The sequence below is a fragment of the Leadbetterella sp. DM7 genome (assembly GCF_040829825.2).
Lineage (GTDB): Bacteria > Bacteroidota > Bacteroidia > Cytophagales > Spirosomataceae > Leadbetterella.
Map to the genome: position 1 here is coordinate 47,133 of NZ_JBFOLH020000005.1, position 25,546 is coordinate 72,678.

Below are 25,546 nucleotides of genomic sequence, written 5' to 3' on the forward strand. Positions count from 1 at the left end.
ACCAAACAATGAAAAGCATTTTAGTAACCCTCCTTTTTACTACTTTAACCACTGCTGCTTTTGCCCAGAATGCACAGTTGGGTGATACCCTTTACCTCGACAACGCCGTTGAAGTGGCCCTCGGAAATAACTACGGTATCCGGGTGGCACAGCGGCAGGTAGACCTGGCCAATAACCGCATTTTTAAGGGAAACGCCGGTATGACCCCCATACTGGACTGGAACACCAGTGTGAACTCTACCTTTAACCAGGTGCAACAGAATTTTATTGACGGGCGGGTTATCAACCGGTTCGGTACCTCGGCATCGCCCAATACCGCCCTGGCACTTCAATATACCCTCTATAACGGCGGACGTATGAATGCCGCTTTTGACCGGCTGAAGTCTCTGGGACAACTCTCGGAAATTCAACGGCAGCTGGTGCTCCAGAACACCGTTAGCAGCGTTATGGAGGCCTATTACAATATCCAGCGACTGCAGAGCACACTGGCGTTTATTGACCAGATCATCCGCTATTACGAAGAGCGGCAAACCCTTACCGAAGAAAGGTGGCAGATAGGGCGGGGATCGAAGCTGGATTTCCTGCAGTCTAAAGCCGACCTCACCATCCAGCTGACCGACCAGACCAACCTGGAAATCCAGTTGCGGAATGCCAAAATTGAGCTCAACCGCCTGCTGGCCAGGGATCCGAACATTGATTTTAAGGTGGAGGGCGAATCGCAGGACTACCAGATGTTTGACCTGCAATACCTGAAAGCGCAGGCCAAAAGCCAGAATCCCGAATTCCTGGCCTTGAAAAAACAGGAAGAAATTAACCAGCTGGAACAAAGAGAAGCCCGGGCCTACCTCAAACCTACCATTAACCTGAACAGCAGCTTCGGATACAACTTTAACTACAATAACGCCGGTCTGATCAGCAACAGCCAGAGCACGGGCCTTTCTGCCGGACTGAGCGCCTCGTGGCGTATCTTTGACGGGAAGCTCATCAAAAAGAATATCGAGATGGCGAAGATCAACGGGGATATCCTCCGGATCAGGCGCGAGGAGCTGATCAGCAATCTGGATAACGAGATCACTGCGGCCTATCACCAGTACGAAACCCAGAAGCGCCTCCTGGAGCTGGAGCAGCAGAACATTGCCACCGCCCAGGAAAACCTGGAAATATCGGCTGAAAAGTTTAAGCTGGGCGCCAGCACCATCCTGGAGATCAACGACGCCCAGACCCGGTTTAACACCATCATGAACCGCCTGGTGGCCGCCGAATACAACCTGCGGATCTCCAAGCTGAATTTATTGACCCTGAGCGGAGAACTGATACGGTAAGTAAAGATGCAAAATTTTGCGTCACCGCATAATAGGTTGTATATTTACGATGATTTTGTCGCAAATAGGAAAGCAATATGAAGGATATAGGAGAACTGGCTGATATTCAATTGTTGGTAGATACATTTTACGGAAAGATAAGGGAGGATGACCTGTTGAAAGATATCTTTAACGGGATAATACAGGACCGCTGGCCCGAGCACCTGGAAAAGATGTATCGTTTCTGGCAGACCGTATTGCTGGAAGAGCATACCTATTTTGGCAGCCCGTTTCCGCCCCATTTGAGAATGCCGGTGAGTGAAGAGCACTTTAACCGCTGGGTTATGCTTTTCAGCGGAACCGTAGACGGGCTCTTTGAAGGCGATAAAGCCGAAAGAGCCAAGTGGCAGGGAAGCCGGATGGCCGAAATGTTCCTGTCTAAAATTACGTACTTCAGGGAGAACAACCTGACCCCACTGGTATAACTTCATCCAGGACAAATATGGAAATCAGGCATACTGCAAACGAAACTAAAGGAGCTTTCGAAGTGATAGAAGAAGGTTCTAAAGTAGGGGAGATGACCTACTTCAAATCAGGATCGGGTCTTATCACGATTGACCACACCGAAGTAGACCCTTCACAGAACGGAAAAGGGCTCGGGAAAAAGCTGGTGGACGCAGGCGTGGCTTTCGCCCGTGAAAACGGGCTGAAGATCATTCCTGCATGCCCGTTTGCCAAACGGGTACTGACCGCTTCGGAGAAATATGCAGACGTACTGCAATAGCCGGGGAGAATCTTTTTTGTAAAAAAACTTGTTTCGTAAGGAAACATTTTGTAACTTTATACTATCCCGCAATTGCACAATGATAAATGAAAGAAAGAATTCGCCAACTAATTGCCGAGCTTTTAACGGAAAATGGTCATCTGAAACTTTTCCTAAGAAACAGAACACGAAGGAATAACCTGACAAATGAAGAAATGGACCGTGTTCTGGACAGGATAATGGAAAATGAAGAGTTAATTGAAAAGCTTAAAGAGGGGCTTAAATAGGTTCTCCTTACAAAATATTGAAATCTATGGAAGTAATAGAAAATACCGGCCTGGAAAGAGCATTGGAACGTGCGGAAGTTGTGGCAGAACGCGCTAAAGCCCTTTTGGATGAAGCGGGTATAGCCTACAAACTGGATGAGTGGCTGACAGTGAAACGATATTGTGAGCGATTTAATATCAAAGATACCCAATTGGTGACTAACTGGATTCGGCGTGGAGTAATACCTCCTGAAAATGTAAAGGAAATCAAAGAGCTTAACGGGCTGAAATTGATAAAGGCCGCTCCATATAAGAATTTTTAATCAAATGATTCAGATCAAACGGATTTATGACGAACCGGGGAATCAGGACGGCTACCGGATCCTGGTAGATCGTTTGTGGCCCAGGGGAGTAACCAAAGAAAAAGCTCACCTCAACGAGTGGGATAAGGAGGTGGCCCCCTCTGACGAGCTACGAAAATGGTTTGGCCATAAAATGGAGAATTTTGAAGAATTTTCCCGGAAATATAAAGCCGAGCTGAAAGCAAAAGGGGAGGAGCTCCAACGGATTCGCGAGCTGGCTGAACAGCAGAACGTTACGCTTCTTTATGCCGCCCGCGACCCGGAAATAAACCACGCCCGGGTATTGTTAGCGGTGCTGGACAGTTCCAGGTAGATAGTTCCGGGTTCCGGTGAGGTGCCACTGTCACCTCGAGCCTGCGCGGCCCGGCCTGCGCGGCTTGACAAGAACCGGGTGCCTCTCGACTACGCTCGACCTCTCGACTACGCTCGAGGTGACAGTGGTCTTCCTCGTATCTTTCCCCCTAACTGAGCGAAATCACAAACACCGTTCCTTCACCCGCCTTGCTCCTGACCTGCAGCGTGCCTTTGTGCAACAATACGATCTGCTTGCAGATGCTCAGCCCGATACCGCTGCCTTTTTTACGCGTGCTGAAAAAAGGGATAAAGATCTTATCCAGTATTTCCTCCGGCATACCGGTGCCGTTATCTGCCACCCTGATTTCCGTACGGCTGCCTTCTGACCCGGCAGAGAGGGTGATCAGCGGTTCCGGCTTATCTTTTACGGCCTCTATGGCATTCAGCACCAGGTTAATCAATACCTGTTCCATCAGGTGGGCATCGGCTAAAACACTCTGGTTCGTATTTTTCAGCACAATCTCCATTTCTATCCCTTTTTGCTCCAGGGTAGGTTCCAGCAGCTGGTAAACGTTCTCAAAGAGATCCCGCACCAGCACTTCTTTTTTGAGCAGGGTAGTGATCTTATTGAGGTTCCGGTAGGCTTCGGTAAAGCGGATGAGCCCTTCGCTCCGGTTCTTGATCGTGTCTATTCCCTGTTCCAGGTCGTTGAGCAGGCTGCCGTCGTCTTCCATCCCGATGCGCTTTTTGAGGGTATCGGCCAGTGAGGAGATCGGGGCCACTGAATTCATGATCTCATGGGTAAGCACGCTTAGTAATTTCTGCCACGACTGCACTTCGTTCGCATCCAGGGCCTCGTTCACATTCTGCACGGCTACCAGCTTGAAATAAATGCTTTCTGTCTGGAACGCGGTAGTAGAAAGAAGTACCTTATAAATGGAGAGATTGCGGGAAAGGTTGATCACCTGTGAAGTGCCCGCCTTTACCGAAAGAATGGCTTCGTGCAGGGCCGGGTTTCTTTTCTGCAGGGAGTGAACGGTACGCAAAAAAGGGATATCAAGCATTTTTTTCAATGCTTCATTCATCCACAAAACTTCCCCGCTTCCTTCTCTATATAACAAAATTCCGGTATCTACCAGTTCCAGCATCTTCTGGAGATAGAGGTACTGCATCTCTTTTTCGCGGGAGATGGTTTTGATGGTGGAATTAATTTCGTTAAATCCCTGCCTAAGGAAACGCACCTCGGAGTCGCCTTTCGAGATATCAAAATAACGGGAGAAATCGCGGTACTGCACGGAGAGGAGAAACTGCTCCAGCTCATCGTGGGTCTTCTTCTGGAAACGGTACATTTCGTACACCTGGTATACGATCAGCAGAAGAAGAGCAAAGATGTAGTTGTAATTCTTCGAGAAATAACAAAATACAGCCACCGTAATGGCCGCGACCAGCAAAAGTATGCGTATAAGTAATTTCCAGAAAAGATTATTCGATTTCATACTTATTTAACCGGCGGTAAAGGGCTGTTCGTGTAATACCCAGCTCTTTAGCGGCCTTGCTGATGTTTCCGTTATTTTTTTCAATGACTTTCAGGATGGTGTTCTTCTCTACCGAGCTCAGCTTTAAATCTTTCTCCTCCTGTTCTGTGAGGGGCGCCTCGAGCGGGAGAAAAATCAGGTCGTCGGGTTCAAGTGTATCGTTTTCGCACATGATCACGGCACGCTCTATGCTGTACTGCAATTCGCGCACATTTCCGGGAAAAGGATACGTTGCCAGCTTGTCTAACGCTTTATCGCTTATGCTGACATGCGGTTTGAAGTATTTTTCACCGTAAATACCACAAAAATGCCCGGCCAGGAGCGGAATGTCGCCCTCACGCTTCCGTAAAGGGGGCACAAGGAGGTCTACGGTATGAATCCGGTAAACAAAATCTTTCCGGAAACGGGCTTCATTGGCCAGCTCTTCCAGCGGGATATTGGTGGCACAGATCAGCCGGATGTCTACCGGGATAGGCTGGTTGCTGCCCAGGCGCATTACCTGCCGGTTTTGCAATACGCTTAACAGCTTGGTTTGCAGGTGAAGAGAGATATTCCCGATCTCGTCCAGGAAGAGCGTGCCACCGTTGGCCGCTTCAAAACGCCCTTCGCGGTCTTCGCGCGCATCGGTAAAAGCTCCTTTCCTGTAACCGAAAAGCTCGCTTTCAAACAGGCTTTCGGTGAGTGCGCCCACATCTACTTTCACAAAAGGCTTGTCAGACCGCAGCGACTGCTGGTGAATGGCCCGGGCTATCAGGTCTTTCCCCGTGCCGTTTTCACCCAGGATCAGCACATTGGCATCGGTAGGCGCAATTTTATTGATTTTGATGAAGAGCTTCCGTATTTCATCTGATTTTCCTACAATTTCTCCTTCCCGGCCCTTGTTTTCCCGTTCTTTTTCGCGGGCCTGCTGCTTTTTCCGGCCCAGGGCCTCACGGATATGATCAATCAGCTTGTCGTTGTACCAGGGCTTAAGGATAAAATCGGTGGCGCCTTCCTTCAGCGACCTCACGGCCAGGTCAATACTGCCGTAGGCGGTGATCATGATCACATCCAGCTGGGGCCTTATTTTCCGGATCTCCTTTAGCCAGAACAAGCCCTCATTGCCGGTATGAATGGGGCTTTTAAAATTCATATCCAGCAAAACCAGGTTAAAATCGTATTGGGTCAGCAGGCGGCGGAGGTTCTCCGGGTTATACTCGGTGATCACCTCCCGGGCCTCTGTTTTCAGCAAAAGGCTTACGGCGGTGAGCACGTCTTTGTCATCGTCTACGACCAGTATGGAAGCGTTTTTTAAAAGCATTCGCTGTTTACTTAAATTAGTTTGGGGTGGGAGTTGCGAGTAGGTACTTTGTCCGCTATCTACCCGGAACTCATCACCCGGAACTCATCACTCGGAACTCACCACTCGGAACTCACTACTCGGAACTCAAAATTACACCACTTTTACCTATCTCACAAACTACCTGAAAACTGTACCGTCACCGAACACCTGTTGTATCAAAACCGTACACCTTTCTGACCGGTGGTTTATTTTATTGTACTGATAATGAGTGTTTTGTAATTTGGCATGATTTTCACCTTAATTTTGACGATACAAATTATGAAAAAGCTATTATGGATCGAAAGATTGAAAAGAAGAAGTGGAGTACGAAGAGAATTCTGACCATCGCCGGGATTGCAGGCGTTGCCGGGCTGATCGGATGGAGCATTTATGCTACCTCCGGCGGCTCGAAGCTGAATGTAGATACCGAGCGGCTCACTATCAGCGAAGTCACCAAAGGTCCTTTTAAAGAAACCATACCGGTTAACGGGGTAGTTATGCCGCTGACCACCATTTATCTTGACGTAATGGAGGGCGGGCGCGTGGAAGAAAAGTATGTGGACGACGGCGCCATGATGAAAAAAGGACAACCCATTCTTCGGCTGGGCAATACCGACCTGGAGCTGAGCCTGGCCAGCCAGGAAACCCAGGTATACAACGTTTTAACCCAGATGAACATCTCTAAGAACAATGCCACCCAAAACACCATTGGCAAGCTGAACCAGATGGCAGAGGTAGATAACGCCCTCAAAGAAGCCGAAAGGGTGTACCTGTTGAATAAAAAGCTGTATGCCGAAAAAGTGATCGGCCAGCAGGAATTCCAGCAGTCGGAAAATGCCTACAACTACCAGGTCAGGAGAAAAAAGCTGACCGATGACATACTGAAGCAGGACGATGAAGTGATCAAGCTGATGCAAAGCCAGGACCGGGAGTCGCTGTCTAAAATGCAGAATACCCTGCAGCTTATGCGGAAAAAGGTAGGTGACCTGGTGGTGCGTGCACCCATTGACGGGCAGCTTACATCGCTGGATGCGGAGATCGGGCAGCTGAAGAATAAGGGCGAGCGGTTGGGACAGATTGACGTGACCAACGGGTTTAAGGTCAGGGCCGACATTGACGAGCATTATATCAACCGTATTTATACTGACCTGGCCGGGGAGGTCACCATAGCCGGGAAACCCTACAAGCTGAAGGTGAAAAAAGTATACAGCCAGGTGACCAACGGTCGCTTCCAGGTAGATATGGAATTTACGGGTGAAGCACCGGGCAACATCCGCCGCGGGCAAACCCTGCAGGTTAACCTGGCGCTGAGCGATGAAACCACCGCCACGCTTTTACCGCGGGGAGGCTTTTACCAGAAAACGGGCGGTAACTGGGTATTTAAAGTAAGTGAAGACGGGAAAACCGCGTACAAGGCAGATGTGCAGTTTAACCGCCAGAGCCCGGAATACTACGAGGTGATCAGCGGACTGAAGCCGGGTGATAAAGTGATCACCTCGAGCTACGAAAACTTTGGGGATATCCAGGAGCTGATCCTGAAGGAATGACAAAACCTGGTAGATAATAAGTTAAAAGTGAACAGTGAAAAACTAAAAGTTAAGGAACATGCTGTCATATAATCACTAAATGTTTTTTAACTTTTAACTTTTAGCTTTTAGTTTTTCACTAATTATTTCTGTCTTGAATGGTTAAAAAACAAAACTTATGATAAAGATTACGGATTTAGAAAAGTACTACCGCACCGAAGAGGTAGAAACCATTGCCCTGAACAAACTGTCACTGGAAGTGAAAGAAGGGGAGTTTGTAGCCGTGATGGGCCCCAGCGGCTGCGGTAAGTCTACGCTGCTGAACATCCTGGGCCTGCTGGATGACCCTGACGGCGGCAGCTTCATCTTCAACGGTACGGAGATTGCGGGCTACAACGAACGCAAGCGGGCTGACCTGCGCAAACATAACATCGGCTTCGTGTTCCAGAGCTTTAACCTGATTGATGAGCTGACTGTTTTTGAAAACGTGGAGCTGCCCCTGATCTATACCGGTGTAAAGCCGGCCGACAGGAAAAAACGGGTGGATGAAGTGCTCGACAAGATGCAGATCATGCACCGCCGTAATCACTTCCCGCAGCAGCTCTCCGGCGGACAGCAGCAGCGGGTAGCCGTAGCCCGTGCCGTAGTGAATAACCCCAAGCTTATCCTGGCCGATGAGCCTACCGGTAACCTCGACAGCAGCAACGGGAACGAAGTGATGCAGCTCCTCACCGAGCTGAACGAGCAGGGCACTACCGTGATCATGGTAACCCACAGCGAGCACGATGCCAAATACAGCCACCGGATCATCCGGATGCTGGACGGCCAAACCGTAACCGAAAATATACTGACCTGACGCCCCGATCACACCGTTCCGCAGGAACGTAACATACATAGCACCGGAATTTATTCCGTGGGGTTCGGAATTTATTCCGTGGGATTCGGGATTTATCCCACGGGATTCGGGATTTATCCCACGGGATCGGGATTCACCCACGGAACCGGGGTTCATCCCGCGAAGAGTGGCCATTGATCATAATCCCGCAGGGATTTAACATGAATAACCGATGATACAGAATTATTTCAAAATTGCCTGGAGGAACCTGCTTCGTGATAAGGGTTTTTCTTTCCTGAATATCCTCGGGCTGGCCGTGGGCATCGTATGCGCTGCCCTCATATTTTTGTGGGTCAATTATAACCTGCAGACCAACCGGGCTTTTGCCGGTGTGGAGAATATCTACATCATCAAAAACAACCAGCAGTACGGCAATGACATCATGACATTCAGCGCCACGTCCGGTCCGCTGGCTCCAGCCATCAGCAAAGAGATTCCCGGCTTTAAAAAAGTGGTTCGTACACTTGATCTCGGCGGTACTTTTGGCCTGGAAGACAAATTTATCAAACAAAACGGCTTATACGCCGACAGCTCCTTCTTTGATATTTTTAAATACCCTGTTCTACAGCAGGCCAGCGACTATTCGGGGGCCAATCCTACCCATATAGCCATTTCGGCCAAAATGGCGGAAAGCTTTTTTGGTCATGAAAATCCCATCAACCGCACCCTGAGCTTCAATAAGAATGACCTTTTTACGATCAAGAAAGTATATGACTTTCCCGATGATAACATCACGTTGAAACCGGGTTTTATTGTATCCATGAACAAGGGTTTCCAGGACAGCAGCTTTGTGCGGTCGTGGAGCTACTGGGGGCAATGCGGAATACGGACCTATGCTTCGCTTGACGGGCAGGCTTCAGCCACTGACATCAACCGGAAGCTACGACCTTTCATAAAAAATAAAACGGAAAACCAGGTCAGCCACGAGGTTTTCCTCTATCCCTTATTGCGCACTACGGTCTACAACAGCTTCAAAAACGGTGTTGAGCAGCCTTCGGAAGGGAATATCCGGTACCTGAAAATATTTTCTACCATAGCGGTGATCATTCTCATCATTGCCTGCATCAATTTTATGAACCTGAGCACGGCCCGGAGTGAAAAAAGAGCAAAGGAAATCGGGCTGAAGAAGGTAGTGGGCGCCAGCCGCACGCAGCTCATCGGCCAGTTTATGTTTGAAAGCATGCTCACCGTGATGATAGCGATGCTGATTGCCGTTCTGGCTTTGTACCTGCTTGTTCCTGCCTTCGGAAGAATGCTGGAAATGCCCCTGTCTTTTAACGTATTCCGTACTGAAAACCTGCTGACCCTGATGGCGGCAGGACTGTTTTGCGGAATCCTGGCCGGATCATACCCCAGCTTGTATCTTTCTTCCTTTAATCCTTTGCATGCGATTAAAAAGAAATTTGTCGGTAACCGGGTAGACGGCGCCTCGCTGTTCCGCAAAGGGCTGGTGGTAGTGCAGTTTTCATCGGCTATTGTCCTGATCATTGCTATCGTGGTGATTTATACCCAGATTAACCATGTACGCAAAAGAGAGCTGGGCTATGACCTCAGCAACGTGGTTTCTATAGGCATTTCTGAAAAGCTGGAAGCCAATTTCGAGGCTTTGAAGCAGACATTGATCAGCGACGGCACTGCCTCAGGGGTAGGAGTGGGTACCTCCAGCATCCTGGGCATTTATTCCAATGGAGGCGGATTCAGCTGGCCGGGCAAAGATGATTCCCAGAATCCGCTCATCAGCTTTATCGGGGTAGATGCCGGCTTTTTGCCGCTTCTGGATGTGAAGATCGCCGAAGGAAGGAATTTCTACGACGAAGTTAACAATGAAGGAAACAATGTACTTATCAACGACGCCTTTGCCCGGCTGATGGGAAAAGAAGGCCATGCCGGCCGGAAACTCTACCGCGGGCAGGAGAGCATGAACATCGTGGGTGTTACCCGGCCTTTCCTGTTCAACGACCTGTACGCCGCTGACCAGCCGGTGCTTTTCTACCCGATGTCTCCGCACGACGTGGCGTCATGGGATGGAAGTATCTACGTTAAATTGAATGAAAATAAGCTGAAAGACCTTGAAAACGGTGTAAAGAAAATAGATAGCAGCTACCCGTTTGAATACCGGTTCCTGAACGACCAGTACGAAGCCATGTTTAAGAACACCCGTTTCATCGGGAAGCTGTCCCTGCTGTTCGGAATACTGGCCGTGTTCATATCCTGCCTGGGTTTATTCGGGCTGTCGGCTTATACGGCCGCCAGCCGCACCAAGGAGATCGGTGTCAGGAAGGTGCTGGGCGCCAGCGTATCCGGTATTTCGGTACTGTTAACCCGGAGTTTCCTCAAGCTGGTGGGCATATCCTTTGTAATCGCCTCTCCCCTGGCCTGGTATTTTATGAGCGGATGGCTCAAAGATTTTGAATACCGCATCAGCCTGGATTGGTGGATTTTTGCCCTGGCCGGGGCAATATCCCTGCTGGTCGCTGTATTAACGGTCAGTTTCCAGGCCATCAAAGCAGCCCTGGTTAACCCGGTGAAGAGTTTGAGAACGGAGTAATTGTAAAGTCGTAAAGTTGTTTTTTCGTGAAGTCGTTTTTCCCGAAAGCAGAATACGACCCGTCAGAAAAACGAAATTACAAAAAGACAAAAAGAAATGATACAGAATTATTTCAAAATCGCCTGGAGAAACCTGCTTAAAAACAAGCAGTTCTCCACCATTAATATCGGCGGACTGGCCATGGGTATGGCAGTGGCCATGCTCATCGGATTCTGGTTATTAGATGAGCTGACCTATGATCGGTACCACAAAAATTACGATAGGGTAGCCCGTATAATGCAGAAACAGACAGCAAACGGGCAAATTTATACGGGAGAATCTTTACCTATGCCTTTGGGTGAAGAGCTGAAAACCCATTACGGAGACAATTTCAAATACCTGGCCATGGCCTCCTGGCAGGGCGATAACATCCTGAGCAGGGGAAACGATCACCAGAAAAAAAACGGGATATACATTGACAAAGACGGTCCGAAAATTCTTTCCCTGAAAATGGTGAAAGGCAGCCTGAACGGGTTGAACGATCCCCGGAGTATCCTCTTGTCGTCAAGCGCGGCTAAGGCGTTCTTTGCTGACCAGGACCCCATGGGGCAGATCCTGAAAATTGACAATTCGCATGAAGTAAAGGTGACCGGGGTTTTTGAAGACCTGCCCTATAATACCACTTTCCGCGACCTGGAATTTCTTGCTCCCTGGGACTTATACGTGACGACCGAGCCGTGGCTGAAAAATGCCCAAACCCAATGGGGCAACAATTCTTTCCAGGCATTTGCACAGATCAATGATCATACAGATTTTGCTACGGTAAACAAGCATATCCTCCATTCCAAGCTGAACCGGGTTCCGGATGAGGATAAGAAATACAATTCGGAGATTTTCCTGTTTCCGATGAAAGACTGGCACCTGCATTCTAACTGGAAAAACGGCGTTCAGACGGGCGGACTGATCGAATACGTACGGATGTTTGCTGTGATAGGCGCATTTGTGCTGCTACTGGCCTGCATTAATTTTATGAACCTGAGCACGGCCCGTTCGGAGAAACGGGCGAAAGAAGTAGGCATCCGGAAGACCGTGGGGTCTGTCAGAGGGCAGCTGATCGGCCAGTTCCTTTGCGAATCCCTGCTGGTCGCTTTTATCGCCTTTTTCTTTGCTCTTCTCTTCACACAGCTGCTCCTGCCCTGGTTTAACAGAGTGGCCCAGAAGCAAATGAATATTCCGTGGGGAAATGCGGGTTTCTGGATGGTCTGCCTGCTGTTTACGGTGATAACAGGTTTACTGGCAGGCAGCTACCCGGCTTTATTTCTTTCTTCCTTTAAGCCGGTAAAAGTGCTGAAAGGCACTTTTAAAGCTGGAAAACTGGCCGGCTTGCCCCGGAAAGCACTGGTGGTAACACAATTCACCGTATCGGTAGCCCTGATCATCGGCACGATCATCGTTTACCAGCAGATTCAGCATACCAAAAACCGGCCGGTAGGCTATGACAGGAGCGGCCTGGTGATGATAGCCATGAGTACCCCCGAATTTTACGGGAAATATGACATATTAAGGACAGAGCTGAAACAAAAAGGTGCTATAACAGAAATGGCCGAATCGTCCAGTCCATTGACGGCCGTGTGGAGCAATAGCGGAGGCTTTGACTGGGAAGGGAAAGACCCGAACCTGGATACCGACTTTGCCACCTTTTGGGTAACGCATGACTACGGGAAGACGGTAGGCTTTGAAATGGCCGAAGGGAGAGATTTCTCCCGCGACTTCCCCACCGATTCTTCCGCCATCCTGATTAATGAAGCGGCCATTGATTTTATGAACCTGAAAAACCCGGTCGGCAAAACGATCAGGTGGGGTAACAGCGAAAACTTTACCATCATTGGTGTAGTAAAAAATATGGTCGCCAGCTCACCGTTCAAGCCGGTAAAACAGGCTGTATACCTCTTAAACTATGGCAATGTCAACTGGATCACCCTCCGGCTGAACCCTGCTAAAAGTACGAAGGAGTCGCTGGCTGTGGTGGAAAACGTCTTTAAAAGGGTTATTCCGTCGGCGCCGTTTGACTACAAATTTGCCGATGAAGAATACGCTGCAAAATTCGCCCAGGAAGAAAGAGTGGGCACCCTGGCTACCTTTTTTGCCGGTCTGGCTATCCTGATCAGCTGCCTGGGCCTGTTCGGGCTGGCCTCTTTTGTGGCCGAGCAGCGCACCAAAGAGATCGGTATCCGCAAGATAGTAGGGGCATCGGTATTCAATTTGTGGCAATTGCTGTCGAAAGATTTTGTATTGCTGGTGCTGATTGCCTGCCTGATATCTATTCCGTTAGCCTACTATTACCTGAATGGCTGGCTGCAGGGATATGAGTACCGGATCAGCATCCGATGGTGGGTATTTGCCCTGTCGGTGGCCGGTGCTGTGCTGGTTACCCTGGTTACGGTAAGCTTCCAGGCCATTAAAGCGGCCCTTGCCAACCCGGTGAAGAGTTTGAGAACGGAGTAAAAGTAAAGTCATTTTTTCGTGAAGCCGTTTTTCCGGAAAGCAGAATACAACGCATCAGAAAAGCGAAATTACGAAAAAACAAAAAAACAGAAAAACCCATGATACGAAACTATTTCAAAATCGCCTTTCGGAGCCTTGTCCGAAGCAAAGGCTACAGCGCCATCAATGTAGGAGGGCTGGCTGTGGGTATGGCTGTGGCCATGCTGATCGGTTTATGGGTGCACGATGAATTGACATTCAATCGATACCATCAGAATTATGACCGCATCGTACAGGTCATGCAGCACGCCAATTTTAATGGTAAGATAAGTACGCAGGTATCTAACCCGGCCGCTATGGGTCCGGAGATCCGTGCGCGGTACGGCAGTGATTTTAAGCATGTGATCCAGGCTTCCTGGCAGGGAGAGCACATGATCTCGGTGGGCGATAAGCACCTGATGCAGGAAGGAATGTTTTTTGAACCCGGTGCACCGGATATGCTGTCGCTCAAAATGTTGAAAGGAACCCGTGTCGGATTAAAAGACGCTCATTCCATCTTTCTTTCCGCCTCAGCAGCAGAAGCTATATTCGGGAAGGAAGATCCCCTTTATAAAACCATACGGTTGGATAAGCTCCATGAGGTAAAAGTGACCGGGGTCTATGAAGATCTTCCGGAGAATACCACGTTCAGGGCCGTTAAAATCATGATGCCCTGGGACTTGTGGGTTGTTCAGAACCCCTGGGTGAAAACCATGAGCAGCCCGTGGTCAAGTAACTTTTCCCAGACATTTGCCCAGCTGGCCGATAACGCAGACCTGAGCCGGGTTTCTGCTAAAATTAAAAATGTAAAGCGGGACAATGTAGGTGAAAGCGAAAAAAAATACCAGTGGGTGGTTTTCCTGCACCCCATGAGCAAATGGAAGCTGTATAGTGAATTCAAAGACGGGATAAATACGGGCGGGAGTATCCGCTACGTGAAGCTGTTCAGCCTGATAGGCCTGTTTGTTTTGTTGCTGGCCTGTATCAACTTTATGAACCTGAGCACTGCCAGAAGTGAAAAGCGGGCGAAAGAAGTAGGAATCCGGAAAACGGTAGGTTCATTCCGCTGGCAACTTATAGGCCGTTTTTTTGCAGAATCCTATGTGATCGTGCTGCTGGCCTTTATCCTCTCATTGCTGTTGGTGATCATCCTTTTACCCCTCTTTAACGAGATAGCCGGGAAAAAAATGGAACTCCCCTGGCAGCATCCTTTCTTCTGGCTGATCAGCCTGGCGTTCATGTGGATCACCGGTTTGCTGGCCGGAAGTTACCCCGCGTTTTATCTGTCTTCTTTCCAGCCTTTAAAAGTGCTGAAAGGCACGTTTAAAGCTGGCCGGTTTGCCAGTGTGCCCCGCCGGGTTTTGGTAGTTGTCCAGTTTACGGTATCTGTCGTACTGGTCATCGGCACCCTGATTGTGTATCAGCAGATCCGGTATGCCAAAAACCGGCCCATAGGGTATAACCGCAGTGGCCTGATCAATCTGAGCATGCAGGAGGAAATAGGCAGGCATTTTGATGCCGTAAGGACTGAATTGCTCCAAACGGGAGCTATTGAATCGATGGCGGCCACCTACAGTCCGCTTACCAGTGCATGGAACACCAACGGCGGTTTTGAATGGGAGGGAAAAGACCCCAACCTGGCCGTTGATTTTCCCAACAGCGGCGTGTCTTACGAATATGGCAAAACCATCCAATGGAAAATTAAGGCAGGTCGCGATTTTTCAAAGGAATTTGCCACCGATTCGGCCGCTTTTGTCATAAACCAATCTGCGGCAGACTTTTTGGGAATGAAAGACCCCGTAGGCAAAACGCTGAGATGGAATAACCAGCCGTACACCATCATCGGTGTGGTCAGCGACCTGTTGCAGGAATCACCTTTTTTCCCTGTTCGCCCATCGCTGTATCATATCCGTGACTATGCTGATCTGCCTAACCTGCTGATCCGGCTTAACCCGGACCGGAGCGTGACAGAATCCATAAGCTCGATAGAAAGTGTCTGGAAAAAACATATTAAGGAAGCTCCTTTTGGTTACACTTTTGTTGACGAAGCTTTCGGTGACAAGTTCAGGGGAGAAGAGCGGATCGGAAAGCTTTCGTCGTGGTTCGCTGTGTTGGCCATCTTTATCTCCTGTCTCGGGCTGTTTGGCATGGCCAGCTTCGTGGCTGAACAGCGCACTAAGGAAATAGGCATCCGTAAGGTATTGGGGGCAAGCGTGGCAAACCTCTGGCGCCTGTTATCCGGAGAGTTTGTATTACTGGTGTTATTGTCGTGCATTATAGCTGTGCCGATAGCCTGGTATTATCTCAATGACTGGCTGGCCAATTACGATTACCGGATCAGTATCAGCTGGGTAGTTTTTGTGCTTGCCGCAGTTGCGGCCCTGCTGATCACCCTGGCTACGGTAAGCTGGCAGGCCATCAGGGCAGCCCTGGCCAACCCGGTGAAGAGTTTGAGAACGGAGTAAAAGTAAAGTTGTTTTTTATGATTTTGTAAAGCTGTTTTTCGTGAAGCCGATTTTCCAGAAAACTGGATATAACCCGCCAGAAAAACGAAATTACGACTTTACAAAAAAAGAAAGCACCCAAACGAAAAAGCTATAAACAATGATTCGAAACTATTTCAAAATTGCGTGGCGGAACCTGAGGCGGGAAAAAGGGTTTGCGTTTCTGAATATCAGCGGCCTGAGCATAGGCATGGCGGCAGCTATCCTGATTCTTTTGTGGATTCAGAATGAAATGAGCATGAACCGCACTTTTCCTAAAACAGATCGCATATACCTGATGTATAACCGCGATACCTTCAGTGGGGAAAAACATGCCTGGGGTACCACACCAAAGGTGATGGCCGCTGTGCTGAAAAAAGATTACCCGGAGGTGGAGGACGCCGTGCGCGTGTCGTGGGCCAACTTCTTATTTACGGCAGGCGACAAGAAGCTGAATGAACAGGGCTTTTTTGTGGACAAGGGCTTCCTGGATATGTTTGACTATGAGATGCTGGAAGGAAACAGTACTACGGCATTGGATGCGGTAAACCACATCGTACTTACCGAAAGCTACGCCAAAAAGTTGTTTGGTGAAGAGGACGCTATGGGAAAGACCGTTAAACTGGACAGCACAGATATATTTACGGTGACGGGGGTAATGAAAGATTTTCCGAATACTACCCGGATCAACAGCCGGACCACGGTCAGTTACCTGCTGCCCTGGTCTTACATGAAAAAACTTGGGTGGGATGATGAATGGTGGGGGAATAACTCGGTGACCACCTATGCATTGCTGAAAGAAGGGGTATCTCCGGAACAGTTTAACACAAAAGTAAGAACCGTTACCATAGACCACAGCCCGGAAGGTAACAAGGCCACCACCGAGGTGTTCGGCTACCCGCTCAGCCGGGTATATCTCTACGGAAAAAGTGAAAACGGGCAGCTGACTGACGGCCGCATCGTTACGGTAAGGCTGTTTGCGGTCATCGCCATCTTTATCCTGCTGATTGCCTGTATTAATTTTATGAACCTGAGCACGGCCCGCAGTGAAAAACGGGCCAAAGAAGTGGGTATCCGTAAAGTGGTGGGTGCCGGCAAGGCCTCGCTCATTGTACAGTTTATCGGTGAGAGCGTCCTGCTGTCCCTCATGGCGGGCGTGCTGGCTGTGCTCATCGTGCAGCTCAGCCTGCCTTACTTTAATGACCTGGTGGGTAAGCAGCTGTTCCTGGACTACGGTAACCCGGCCTTCTGGGCACAGCTTACCGGTTTTATCCTCTTTACGGGTTTCCTGGCCGGCAGCTATCCGGCCTTCTTCCTGTCGTCATTCAGCCCGGTAAAAGTGCTTAAAGGTACTTTCAGAAGGGCCAAAGCCGCTTTGGATCCGCGCAAGGTGCTGGTGGTGATCCAGTTCACCTTTGCCATCGTATTGATCATCTCTACGTTGATCATTCAGCGGCAGATCCGGCATGCCCAGAACCGGGAGCTGGGCTACAATAAGAATGGACTCATCTATGTATCGCTTCAGGGCGATATCGGGAAACGCTACTCTTCCATTAAGCAGTCGCTGCTGGCCAGCGGAGCCGTGGATGCCGTCACAAAATCCATGAGTCCCATTACCCAGCACTCGAGCGACAGCTGGGGATTTTCCTGGCCGGGTAGTACTCCGGAAGATGAAAAGCTGGATTTTATCCGGTTCAGCACGGACGGCGACTTTATGAAGGTCATGGGTACCCAGCTGGTAGAGGGCCGCGACATTGATGTTACACAGCACGTCTCCGATTCCAGCGCCGTGCTCCTGAACGAAACCGCCGTAAAAAGAATGCGCTTAAAAGATCCCGTGGGGAAAGTCATTACCGATGACGATGAAAAGTGGACCGTAGTGGGCGTGGTGAAAGACTTTATTATCGCATCTCCGTTTGAGCCGGTAGCCCCCATGATGATTAACGGCCCCTCGGCCTGGTTTAATGTGCTGCATATCCGGCTGAACCCGGACAGGGCCGTGGCCGATAACCTGGCCACCATCCAGAAGGTGTTCGAACAGTTTAACCCGCATTACCCGTTTGAATACCAGTTTGTAGACGAACAGTACGCCCTGAAATTTGACGACACCCGGCGTACGGGCACGCTGTCCAGCCTGTTTGCCCTCCTGACCATTATCATCTCCTGCCTGGGCCTTTTCGGGCTTTCCGCCTACATGGCAGCCAGTCGGGTGAAAGAAGTAGGCGTGCGGAAGGTGTTAGGCGCCAGTGTCCGGAATATCACCCTGCTGCTATCTAAAGACTTCCTGAAGCTGGTGATCATCGCCTTCGGCGTGGCAGCGCCCATCGCCTGGTATGTGATGAGCCGCTGGCTTAGCGGGTATAACTACCGCATCTCCATCGAGTGGTGGGTATTTGCCGTCACGGGCATTATCTCCCTGGTAATAGCCGGGCTGACGGTCAGCTTCCAGGCCATAAAAGCGGCGCTGACTAACCCGGTGAAATCATTAAGAACGGAATAGCTATTAGCCTTCAGTAAGCTGATAGCTCAAAACTAAAAATATGATACGTAATTATTTCAAAATCGCCTGGCGGAACCTGCTTCGCAATAAAGGCTTTTCGTTAATCAACCTACTTGGGTTAACCATTGGCATTACCTGCACCATTCTCATTTCTTTATGGGTACAGGATGAATTGGTATATAATAAGTTTCATGAAAACTATGATACTATTTACCAGGTCATTGCTAACCGCGATTTTAATAACCAGGTGTTTACCGACAGAAGTATGGTGCTACCGCTTGCGGCTGAACTTGAACGTAGCTCTTCACTGATAAAGCATGCCGCGGTTACCACTCACCCCCAGCCCCGGGTGCTTACACACGACAACGTTAAACTAAAAAAGGAGGGGTACACGGTAAGTGAACATTATTTCGACTTGTTCCCGTGGGAATTTATAAAGGGCAATGCCGCAACCGCTTTGAAAGAGCCCAACTCTATTGTGCTGACAGCATCCGCTGCAAAAGCATTTTTCGGTATACAAGATCCCATTAACAAGGTGTTACGTTTCGATAATGACCGTGATGTAAAAGTTACGGGTGTATTAAAGGACATACCCGGAAACTCTACCTTTCAGTTTGACTGGCTTACACCGTTTAATTATAATGACCCGCGTACAAAACGTTCTATGAACGAATGGGTAAATTCTTCATGGAATGTATTTATACAAACTGTTCCGAATGCTGACACAGCTATGCTGAACAAAAGCATTACTCAGCTAAAGAGATCGCATGGTAACGATGATATCAGCAGCTATTTTGTGTTTCCTATGAGCCGCTGGCGCCTTTACAGTGATTTTAACCAGGGTATAAACACCGGCGGTATGATAGAATATGTACGCCTGTTTTCTATGGTAGCGGTGATTATTTTATTGATAGCCTGTATCAACTTCATGAACCTGTCAACCGCAAGAAGCGAAAAACGTGCAAAAGAAGTAGGTATCCGGAAAACACTGGGCTCAGGCAAAAAACAGCTGATTCTGCAATTCTTTCTTGAGTCAATGATATTGACGCTGATTGCTTTCGTGCTCGCTGTAGCAACGGTGGTGTTACTGCTACCCTCATTTAATTTACTTATAAACAAGCATATTTCGCTGGATGTATCCGGGCCCATATTCTGGCTGGGGGCGGTTGGAATTATTTTGTTTACCGGGTTGGTAGCTGGAAGTTACCCGGCATTATATCTTTCTTCATTCAACCCGGTTCGGGTTTTGAAAGGTTCATTCACTGCCGGGAAAAGAACAATATTGCCAAGGCATGTACTGGTGGTATCGCAATTCGTAATTTCTATTCTTCTCATTTCTGCAACCATTATTGTGTACCGCCAGATAGAGCATGTAAAAGATCGTGACCTGGGATATAACCCCGATAATCTTATCATGATACCGTCAACGCCGGATACAGATAAAAGTTTTGCTGTGATAAAACAGGAGTTGCTTGCAACCCGTATGATCAGCAACGTTACAAGAACATCATCTCCGATAACAGAAGTGTGGTGGAATACCGGCGCTCCTGATTATGATGGCAAGCCGGCTGATGCTCAGATTATCATGGGTGGGTTGGGCGTTGATGTTGACTTCAGCAAAACCATGAACATTAAAATGCTTCAGGGCCGGGACTTCTCCGGCACACCTTCAGACTCTGCCTCCATGATTTTGAATAAAGCGGCCGTTGATGCCATGCAACTACAAAACCCGGTTGGCAGGCAAATGCGCTATGGAAGAACCTACACCGTTATCGGAGTTTCAGATAATGTAATCATGACTTCGCCTTTTGAACCAGCGTATCCCATGATGATCATGTATGATCCCATCAGGTCTTCCATGAATACCCTCCGTTTAAAAGAAGGAATAATGCCGCAAAAAGCGATTGCAGCCATTGAAACCATTTTTAAAAAATATAACCCTGCTGTGCCTTTTGAGTACAAGTTTGTGGACCAGGAATTTCAAAAGAAATTTCTGACCGAAGAGCTCATCAGCAAACTCACGAATATTTTTGCAGGTCTTGCTATTTTTATTTGCTGCATTGGCCTGGCGGGCCTGGCATCGTTTACCATCGAAAAACGTTTCAAAGAAATCGGTATCCGCAAAGTATTGGGCGCCACCGTGCGGCAATTGCTCTTGCTTATTTCAAAAGATTTCTTAAAGCTGGTATTGATTGCGTTTGTTATTGCCACACCATTGGCATGGTGGCTTATGCACAACTGGCTGGAAAAATATACCTACCGTATTGATATTAGTATCTGGCTGTTTGGAATTGTAGGTATGTTGGTTTTACTACTGGCATTAGTGGTAGTTAGCTTAAATACCATAAAAGCGGCGAGGACAAACCCGGTGAAAAGTTTAAGAACAGAATAGCTTAAACCTAAAAACCATGATACGAAATTATTTAAAAATCGCCCTTAGGAACCTGATGAAGAGCAAAGTGTTCTCTTTCATCAATATCCTGGGATTGACCATCGGCATTACCGTTTGCATGATGATCTTTCTCTTTATTATGAATGAATTCAGCGTGGATAAGTTTCATGCTAACGGTGACCGCATTTACCGCGTCCTGCGCTCGTATGAGCGCGATGGCCAGCCGGGCAGTGTGGCGTACTTATCCGGAATGCATTCACCGGCGCTGATGAATGATTTTAAAGGGCAGATCGAGCGATCGGTACGGGTAAGCACGGCCGAGGACCTGGTGACCATTGGCGACCGCTCGTTCCGGGAGAAAAGGGTGGTAAATGCAGACAGCGATTTCTTCCGCCTGTTTTCTTTTCCCCTGCTCAAAGGCGATGCCGCTACCGTGCTGCAGGATCCGGCCCGGGTGGTGCTGACCGAAAGCACGGCAAAGAAATACTTCGGAACGGTAGAAGAGGCCATGGGCAAGCAGATCACCCTTCACAAAGATCTGCTCCTTACGGTAAGCGGTATTGCGAAAGATGTGCCCTCCAATTCCCATCTTCAGTTTGACCTGATGGTGCCGCTTGAAAACTATAAGGACAGGGGGGATATGACCACCTGGATCAATAACGGCGTATTTACGTACGTGCAGCTGAGCCCCGGCACTACCCAGGAGCAGGTAGAAAAGCAATTTCCGCAGTACATGGAGAAATACCTCGGCGCTGATATGCGCAAATACGGGTTCGCCTGGGGGCTTTCGCTTACCCCGCTGAAAGATATTTATTTTGAAGCACCGGCTGAATTCGGCGACAGTATCCGGCACGGTGATAAAACAGTGGTGTTTATTTTCCTCTCCATTGCCGTGCTCATCCTGCTGATCGCCTGCATCAATTTCATGAACCTCTCCACCATCCGGGCGGCAGAACGGTCCAAAGAAGTAGGCCTGCGTAAAGTACTCGGAGCACTTAGAAACCACCTGGTGGGGCAGTTCATCGGTGAGAGCGTGCTGCTCACCCTCATATCCTGCGTATTGGCGGTACTGCTCCTGTGGCTGACCATGCCCTGGTATAACCAGTTGCTGGGCTATTCCCTGACCGTCTCGTGGAATACGCCGAACCTCTGGCTCTTTCTCGTGGGGGTAATCGTAGTAGTAGGCTTCCTGGCGGGAAGTTACCCGGCCTTTGTACTGTCGGCTTTTTCTCCGGTGCAGGCCTTGAAAAGCCGGCTGAACCTGGGTAAAAACGGTGCTTCTTTCCGGCAGGTACTGGTGGTGGTGCAGTTCAGCATCTCCGTATTTCTCATTGTAGGTACACTGATCATCACCCGGCAAATGAACTATGTGAAAGGCATGCAGCTGGGCTATAACCAGGAGCAGACGGTGAGCCTGCCGGTGGATAACGAAGATATCTACAGGAATCTGGATGCATTTAAAACCGGCCTGAAACAGCACAGCGCCGTGCAGGAGGTATCCTGGATGTCCGGCGAGCCGGGAGGCTTTTTTGACGGGTACGTGTTTGATGTGGAGGGGCGAAGCGAGCGATGGAATGCCCGGACGGAATTTGCCGATTTTGATTTTGTTAAAACGCTGGGATTAAAGATCATTGCCGGCCGGGATTTTTCAGCTACGTTCCCTACGGATTCCACTGAGGCCGTACTGGTTAACAAAACGGCTGTGGCCAACCTGGGCTGGACACCCGCTGAGGCCATCGGTAAGTGGATACAGAATACCGCTCGCGACAGTGCAAAACGGAGAATCGTAGGGGTAGTAGACGACTTTAACTTTGAGAGTTTAAAGGAGAATATAGCTCCCCTGGTCATTTCACCTGTAGAAGACAAAAGGGTCATCCTGGTCAGATTAAATCCGGGCAATATTCCGGCCGGGATAGATCTCATTAAAAAGGAATACAGCAAAGTGGCGCCTGCTTACCCGCTGGAATATAAATTTTTAGACCGGAAGTTTAATGATATGTACAAAAAAGACCTGCGCCAGCAAACGCTCTTAACCGTGTTTGCCGGCCTGGCCATCTTTGTGGCCTGCCTGGGGCTGTTTGGCCTGGCCTCCTTTACGGCTGCCAAGCGCTTTAAGGAGATCGGTGTACGGAAAGTGCTGGGCTCCTCCGTGAAGGGCATCGTGGTACTGCTGTCAAAAGACCTGTTAAAGCCGGTGGTCATAGCCACCTGCATCGCATTACCGGCAGGTTACTGGGCCATGAACCAATGGCTTCAGAACTTTGCGTACAAAACCCCTGTAAGCGGATGGGTATTTGTGCTGGCGGCCCTGATCACTTTAGGTATTGCCCTGATCACAGTAAGTATAAAAGCCATACGGGCCGCTATGGCTAACCCGGTGAAGAGTTTAAGAACAGAATGAAAACACCAGACCCATGATACGTAACTATTTCAAAACCGCCTGGCGCACCCTCACCCGTAACCGGGCGTATTCCCTGATCACCATCCTGGGCCTGACCATAGGCCTCAGCGCCTTTATGCTGGTCAGCACCGTGGTGATGGATGATCTGTCGTACGACAGGCAATGGAGCAGGGGCGAACGGATCTTCCGCCTGGTATCAGTGGATAAGATGGGAGCGGGACTGTACAATAAGAATGAATCGTCTTATACGGGGATGCTGACCCATCTCAAAACAGAATTCCCGGAAGTAGAGACCGGCGCCCGGATCTCCTCTTCAGACCTGCGCCTTAAATTAAATGCAACCGATGAAAGCGGTATAAGCTCCTCCTTTATCCGGGCCGATTCCACCATCTGGGAAATGCTTGACCTGGAGATCCTGGCGGGTACGCCCGGAACCCTGGTTCAGGGTACCCGTAACCTCGTCATAACAGAAAGCTACCGCGATAAATATTTTCGGGGAGAAGACCCGGTAGGAAAAACCGTTTATGATGTTCCCTCCTTTACCAGCGAAAGCACGCCCTACCTGATCACCGGCGTGATCCGCGACCTGCCCGCCAACAGCATTTTCAGGGCAGACATGCTGCTGGTGACAAAACCTTCTGCGGAGACGCTTTCAGCGGGAGGCTTCAGGGGCTTCTCCAGGAATTATGTGCTCGTAAAGCCCGGTACCGATGTGGAGGCCCTGACCCGGAAAGTCAATAGCCGGGCAAAAGATTTTGACAGGGGGCGCTATGTGACAGAATACGAATTCCAGCCCCTGAAAGCAGTTTACCTGCATTCTGACTTTGCTGCAGGCCAATCGGTGAAAGGAGATATCAAAAATGTCTGGATCTTTACCGGCGTGGCCGTTCTGTTGCTGCTCATTGCCTGTGGAAACTTCGTTAACCTGAGTTCGGCCCGGGCAGTATACAGGCTGAAGGAAACAGGCGTAAGAAAAATACTCGGCGCAGATAAGAGCCGGATCATCCTGCAGTTTTTAACCGAATCCTTCCTGTTTTTTGCCATTGCCTCAGTCGGCGCACTGATCATTTATACGGTAGGACTGCCCCGCCTGGAGCACTTCGTGGAGCATCCGCTGACCCTTACGCTTTTTTCGGGTTTCAGACGGGTAGCCGCAGCGCTTCTGTTCATTGTTTTGCTGAGCATGCTGACCGGCATTTACCCGGCCCTCATTATTTCCGGGTTTAAAACCTCCAATGCCCTGAAAGGCAATACCGGCAGAGCCGGAAACCAGAACCGGGTGAGAAGAACACTGGTAGTAGGTCAGTTTGCCGTATCCATAGTGGTTTTGATCAGCCTGATGGTGGTGCAGATGCAGGTGAGGTACCTGAACAACAAAGACCTGGGTTTTGATAAGGAGAACCTGCTGAGCATAGATTTCACGGCCTGGGAGGGGAAAGGAGAAGCCTTTAAAAATGAGCTTCTCCGGCAAACCGGTATTGAGAGTGTAAGCATCGCGAACTGGATCCCATCCCGCGGCGCGGGCTCCATGAGCCGGAAAATACAGGATCCGCAAAACCCGGATAAGACCATTCAGGTCAATTATATCAACGGAGATACCGACCTCGGGAAAACCCTGGGACTGAAGCTGGAGCGGGGACGTTTCCTGGGGAATACGCTGAGCTACGATAAATTAAATACAGACCAGGTGATGGAGATGGACTCGGCCCAATCCATGAATGCTTACCTGAACCAGTCCACGCTGGTTACGGCTTTCGGTGCTAAAGCCATAGGGATCAGTGACCTGGAGGTGCCGGACCGCCGGGTACCTACGCGCCCCGTGGGAATTGTCAAAGATTTTCACAATGAGTCGCTTAAAAACCCTTTACAACCCACCTTCATTGCCGCTGAAAGCTCATCCGATTACGGAGGCATGCTGATCCGGGTAGAGCCCGGCCATACGCAGCAGGCCGCTGAAGCGGTACAAACCCTCCTGAAGCAGTTTTACCCCGGCAAATACCTGGAGATGAACTGGGTAGATGACCTGCTGGCTAAGCAATACCGCACTGAAAGCCGGCTATTGAGCCTGTTCAGCTTTTTCAGCGGACTGAGCATGTTCCTGGCGGCGCTCGGAATCTTCGGGCTGGTTACCCAGGCCCTGGCCCAGCGGGTGAAGGAGATCGGCATCCGGAAAGTGCTGGGTGCCCCTGTGCACGCCATTGTCAGGCTGTTTTCGGTAGATTTCCTTAAGCTGGTCGTGATGGCCACTGTACTGGCTTCTCCCGTAGCCTGGTGGCTGATGAACCGCTGGCTGGCTGATTTTGCCTACCGCATCACCATCCCCTGGGGTGTTTTTGCCCTGGCCGGTGGCATAGCGGTCACCGTAGCCCTGCTGACCATTAGTTTTCAGACCATTAAATCAGCCCTGGCTAACCCGGTAAAAGCATTGAGAACAGAATAGCTGAAGGCTGATAGCTA

17 protein-coding genes are annotated in these 25,546 nt (G+C 49.4%); 15 read left to right on the forward strand and 2 right to left on the reverse strand.

Going from position 1 to position 25,546, the window contains the following annotated elements; all coding sequences use genetic code 11:
- The first annotated feature begins 8 nt into the window (after nt 1–8).
- From AB2U10_RS07550 to AB2U10_RS07575, 6 genes are all read left to right on the forward strand, one after another.
- Nucleotides 9–1,322: a TolC family protein gene (locus AB2U10_RS07550; protein ID WP_367915130.1), complete on the forward strand. Its 1,314-nt coding sequence runs from the start codon at nt 9–11 to the stop codon at nt 1,320–1,322.
- Between the two features lie 77 nt (nt 1,323–1,399).
- Complete coding sequence (locus tag AB2U10_RS07555) at nt 1,400–1,786, forward strand: group III truncated hemoglobin (RefSeq protein ID WP_367915131.1); 387 nt, start codon at nt 1,400–1,402, stop codon at nt 1,784–1,786.
- A gap of 17 nt (nt 1,787–1,803) precedes the next feature.
- Entirely contained in the window at nt 1,804–2,085 is a 282-nt protein-coding gene (locus AB2U10_RS07560; RefSeq protein WP_367915132.1) for a GNAT family N-acetyltransferase, read from the forward strand.
- A gap of 86 nt (nt 2,086–2,171) precedes the next feature.
- Nucleotides 2,172–2,351 (forward strand): hypothetical protein, encoded by a 180-nt coding sequence (locus AB2U10_RS07565; protein ID WP_367915133.1) that lies wholly within the window; start codon nt 2,172–2,174, stop codon nt 2,349–2,351.
- A gap of 26 nt (nt 2,352–2,377) precedes the next feature.
- A complete protein-coding gene (locus AB2U10_RS07570) occupies nt 2,378–2,653 on the forward strand; it encodes a hypothetical protein (protein WP_367915134.1) in 276 nt (91 codons plus the stop codon).
- Nucleotides 2,654–2,657: 4 nt separating this feature from the next.
- Nucleotides 2,658–3,005, forward strand: a complete 348-nt coding sequence (locus tag AB2U10_RS07575) for a DUF488 domain-containing protein (protein WP_367915135.1) — start codon at nt 2,658–2,660, stop codon at nt 3,003–3,005.
- A gap of 148 nt (nt 3,006–3,153) precedes the next feature.
- On the opposite strand, the gene AB2U10_RS07580 is transcribed toward AB2U10_RS07575, so the two are convergent.
- Both AB2U10_RS07580 and AB2U10_RS07585 read right to left on the reverse strand, forming a co-directional pair.
- Nucleotides 3,154–4,482 carry a sensor histidine kinase gene (locus tag AB2U10_RS07580; RefSeq protein ID WP_367915136.1) on the reverse strand — a complete coding sequence of 443 codons (1,329 nt, stop codon included), beginning with the start codon at nt 4,480–4,482 and terminating at the stop codon, nt 3,154–3,156.
- Nucleotides 4,469–5,821, reverse strand: a complete 1,353-nt coding sequence (locus AB2U10_RS07585; RefSeq protein WP_367915137.1) for a sigma-54-dependent transcriptional regulator — start codon at nt 5,819–5,821, stop codon at nt 4,469–4,471. Before AB2U10_RS07585 ends, AB2U10_RS07580 begins: the two co-directional genes overlap by 14 nt.
- A 314-nt stretch (nt 5,822–6,135) precedes the next feature.
- On the opposite strand from AB2U10_RS07585, the gene AB2U10_RS07590 reads away from it, so the two are divergent.
- From AB2U10_RS07590 to AB2U10_RS07630, 9 genes are all read left to right on the forward strand, one after another.
- Nucleotides 6,136–7,389 (forward strand): efflux RND transporter periplasmic adaptor subunit, encoded by a 1,254-nt coding sequence (locus AB2U10_RS07590; protein WP_367915138.1) that lies wholly within the window; start codon nt 6,136–6,138, stop codon nt 7,387–7,389.
- A 157-nt stretch (nt 7,390–7,546) separates the two neighbouring features.
- Nucleotides 7,547–8,224, forward strand: coding sequence for an ABC transporter ATP-binding protein (locus AB2U10_RS07595; protein ID WP_367915139.1), 678 nt, complete (start codon nt 7,547–7,549; stop codon nt 8,222–8,224).
- 211 nt (nt 8,225–8,435) lie between these two features.
- Nucleotides 8,436–10,811: an ABC transporter permease gene (locus tag AB2U10_RS07600; RefSeq protein WP_367915140.1), complete on the forward strand. Its 2,376-nt coding sequence runs from the start codon at nt 8,436–8,438 to the stop codon at nt 10,809–10,811.
- A gap of 96 nt (nt 10,812–10,907) precedes the next feature.
- Complete coding sequence (locus AB2U10_RS07605) at nt 10,908–13,295, forward strand: ABC transporter permease (protein WP_367915141.1); 2,388 nt, start codon at nt 10,908–10,910, stop codon at nt 13,293–13,295.
- 98 nt (nt 13,296–13,393) lie between these two features.
- Nucleotides 13,394–15,778 (forward strand): ABC transporter permease, encoded by a 2,385-nt coding sequence (locus tag AB2U10_RS07610; RefSeq protein ID WP_367915142.1) that lies wholly within the window; start codon nt 13,394–13,396, stop codon nt 15,776–15,778.
- A 139-nt stretch (nt 15,779–15,917) separates the two neighbouring features.
- A complete protein-coding gene (locus tag AB2U10_RS07615) occupies nt 15,918–18,296 on the forward strand; it encodes an ABC transporter permease (protein ID WP_367915143.1) in 2,379 nt (792 codons plus the stop codon).
- A 40-nt stretch (nt 18,297–18,336) separates the two neighbouring features.
- On the forward strand, nt 18,337–20,688 hold the full coding sequence (locus AB2U10_RS07620; protein WP_367915144.1) for an ABC transporter permease: 2,352 nt from the start codon (nt 18,337–18,339) through the stop codon (nt 20,686–20,688).
- Between the two features lie 16 nt (nt 20,689–20,704).
- Nucleotides 20,705–23,089: an ABC transporter permease gene (locus AB2U10_RS07625; RefSeq protein WP_367915145.1), complete on the forward strand. Its 2,385-nt coding sequence runs from the start codon at nt 20,705–20,707 to the stop codon at nt 23,087–23,089.
- A gap of 13 nt (nt 23,090–23,102) precedes the next feature.
- Entirely contained in the window at nt 23,103–25,529 is a 2,427-nt protein-coding gene (locus AB2U10_RS07630) for an FtsX-like permease family protein (RefSeq protein WP_367915146.1), read from the forward strand.
- Nucleotides 25,530–25,546 lie beyond the last annotated feature (17 nt).

Coding starts and splice junctions, on each gene's coding strand:
- AB2U10_RS07620 (WP_367915144.1), top strand. CDS start 18,337: ATGATACGTAATTATTTCAAAATCGCCTGGCGGAACCTGCTTCGCAAT.
- AB2U10_RS07595 (WP_367915139.1), top strand. CDS start 7,547: ATGATAAAGATTACGGATTTAGAAAAGTACTACCGCACCGAAGAGGTA.
- AB2U10_RS07555 (WP_367915131.1), top strand. CDS start 1,400: ATGAAGGATATAGGAGAACTGGCTGATATTCAATTGTTGGTAGATACA.
- AB2U10_RS07590 (WP_367915138.1), top strand. CDS start 6,136: ATGGATCGAAAGATTGAAAAGAAGAAGTGGAGTACGAAGAGAATTCTG.
- AB2U10_RS07565 (WP_367915133.1), top strand. CDS start 2,172: ATGAAAGAAAGAATTCGCCAACTAATTGCCGAGCTTTTAACGGAAAAT.
- AB2U10_RS07575 (WP_367915135.1), top strand. CDS start 2,658: ATGATTCAGATCAAACGGATTTATGACGAACCGGGGAATCAGGACGGC.
- AB2U10_RS07560 (WP_367915132.1), top strand. CDS start 1,804: ATGGAAATCAGGCATACTGCAAACGAAACTAAAGGAGCTTTCGAAGTG.
- AB2U10_RS07630 (WP_367915146.1), top strand. CDS start 23,103: ATGATACGTAACTATTTCAAAACCGCCTGGCGCACCCTCACCCGTAAC.
- AB2U10_RS07550 (WP_367915130.1), top strand. CDS start 9: ATGAAAAGCATTTTAGTAACCCTCCTTTTTACTACTTTAACCACTGCT.
- AB2U10_RS07585 (WP_367915137.1), bottom strand. CDS start 5,821: ATGCTTTTAAAAAACGCTTCCATACTGGTCGTAGACGATGACAAAGAC.
- AB2U10_RS07625 (WP_367915145.1), top strand. CDS start 20,705: ATGATACGAAATTATTTAAAAATCGCCCTTAGGAACCTGATGAAGAGC.
- AB2U10_RS07570 (WP_367915134.1), top strand. CDS start 2,378: ATGGAAGTAATAGAAAATACCGGCCTGGAAAGAGCATTGGAACGTGCG.
- AB2U10_RS07605 (WP_367915141.1), top strand. CDS start 10,908: ATGATACAGAATTATTTCAAAATCGCCTGGAGAAACCTGCTTAAAAAC.
- AB2U10_RS07610 (WP_367915142.1), top strand. CDS start 13,394: ATGATACGAAACTATTTCAAAATCGCCTTTCGGAGCCTTGTCCGAAGC.
- AB2U10_RS07580 (WP_367915136.1), bottom strand. CDS start 4,482: ATGAAATCGAATAATCTTTTCTGGAAATTACTTATACGCATACTTTTG.
- AB2U10_RS07600 (WP_367915140.1), top strand. CDS start 8,436: ATGATACAGAATTATTTCAAAATTGCCTGGAGGAACCTGCTTCGTGAT.
- AB2U10_RS07615 (WP_367915143.1), top strand. CDS start 15,918: ATGATTCGAAACTATTTCAAAATTGCGTGGCGGAACCTGAGGCGGGAA.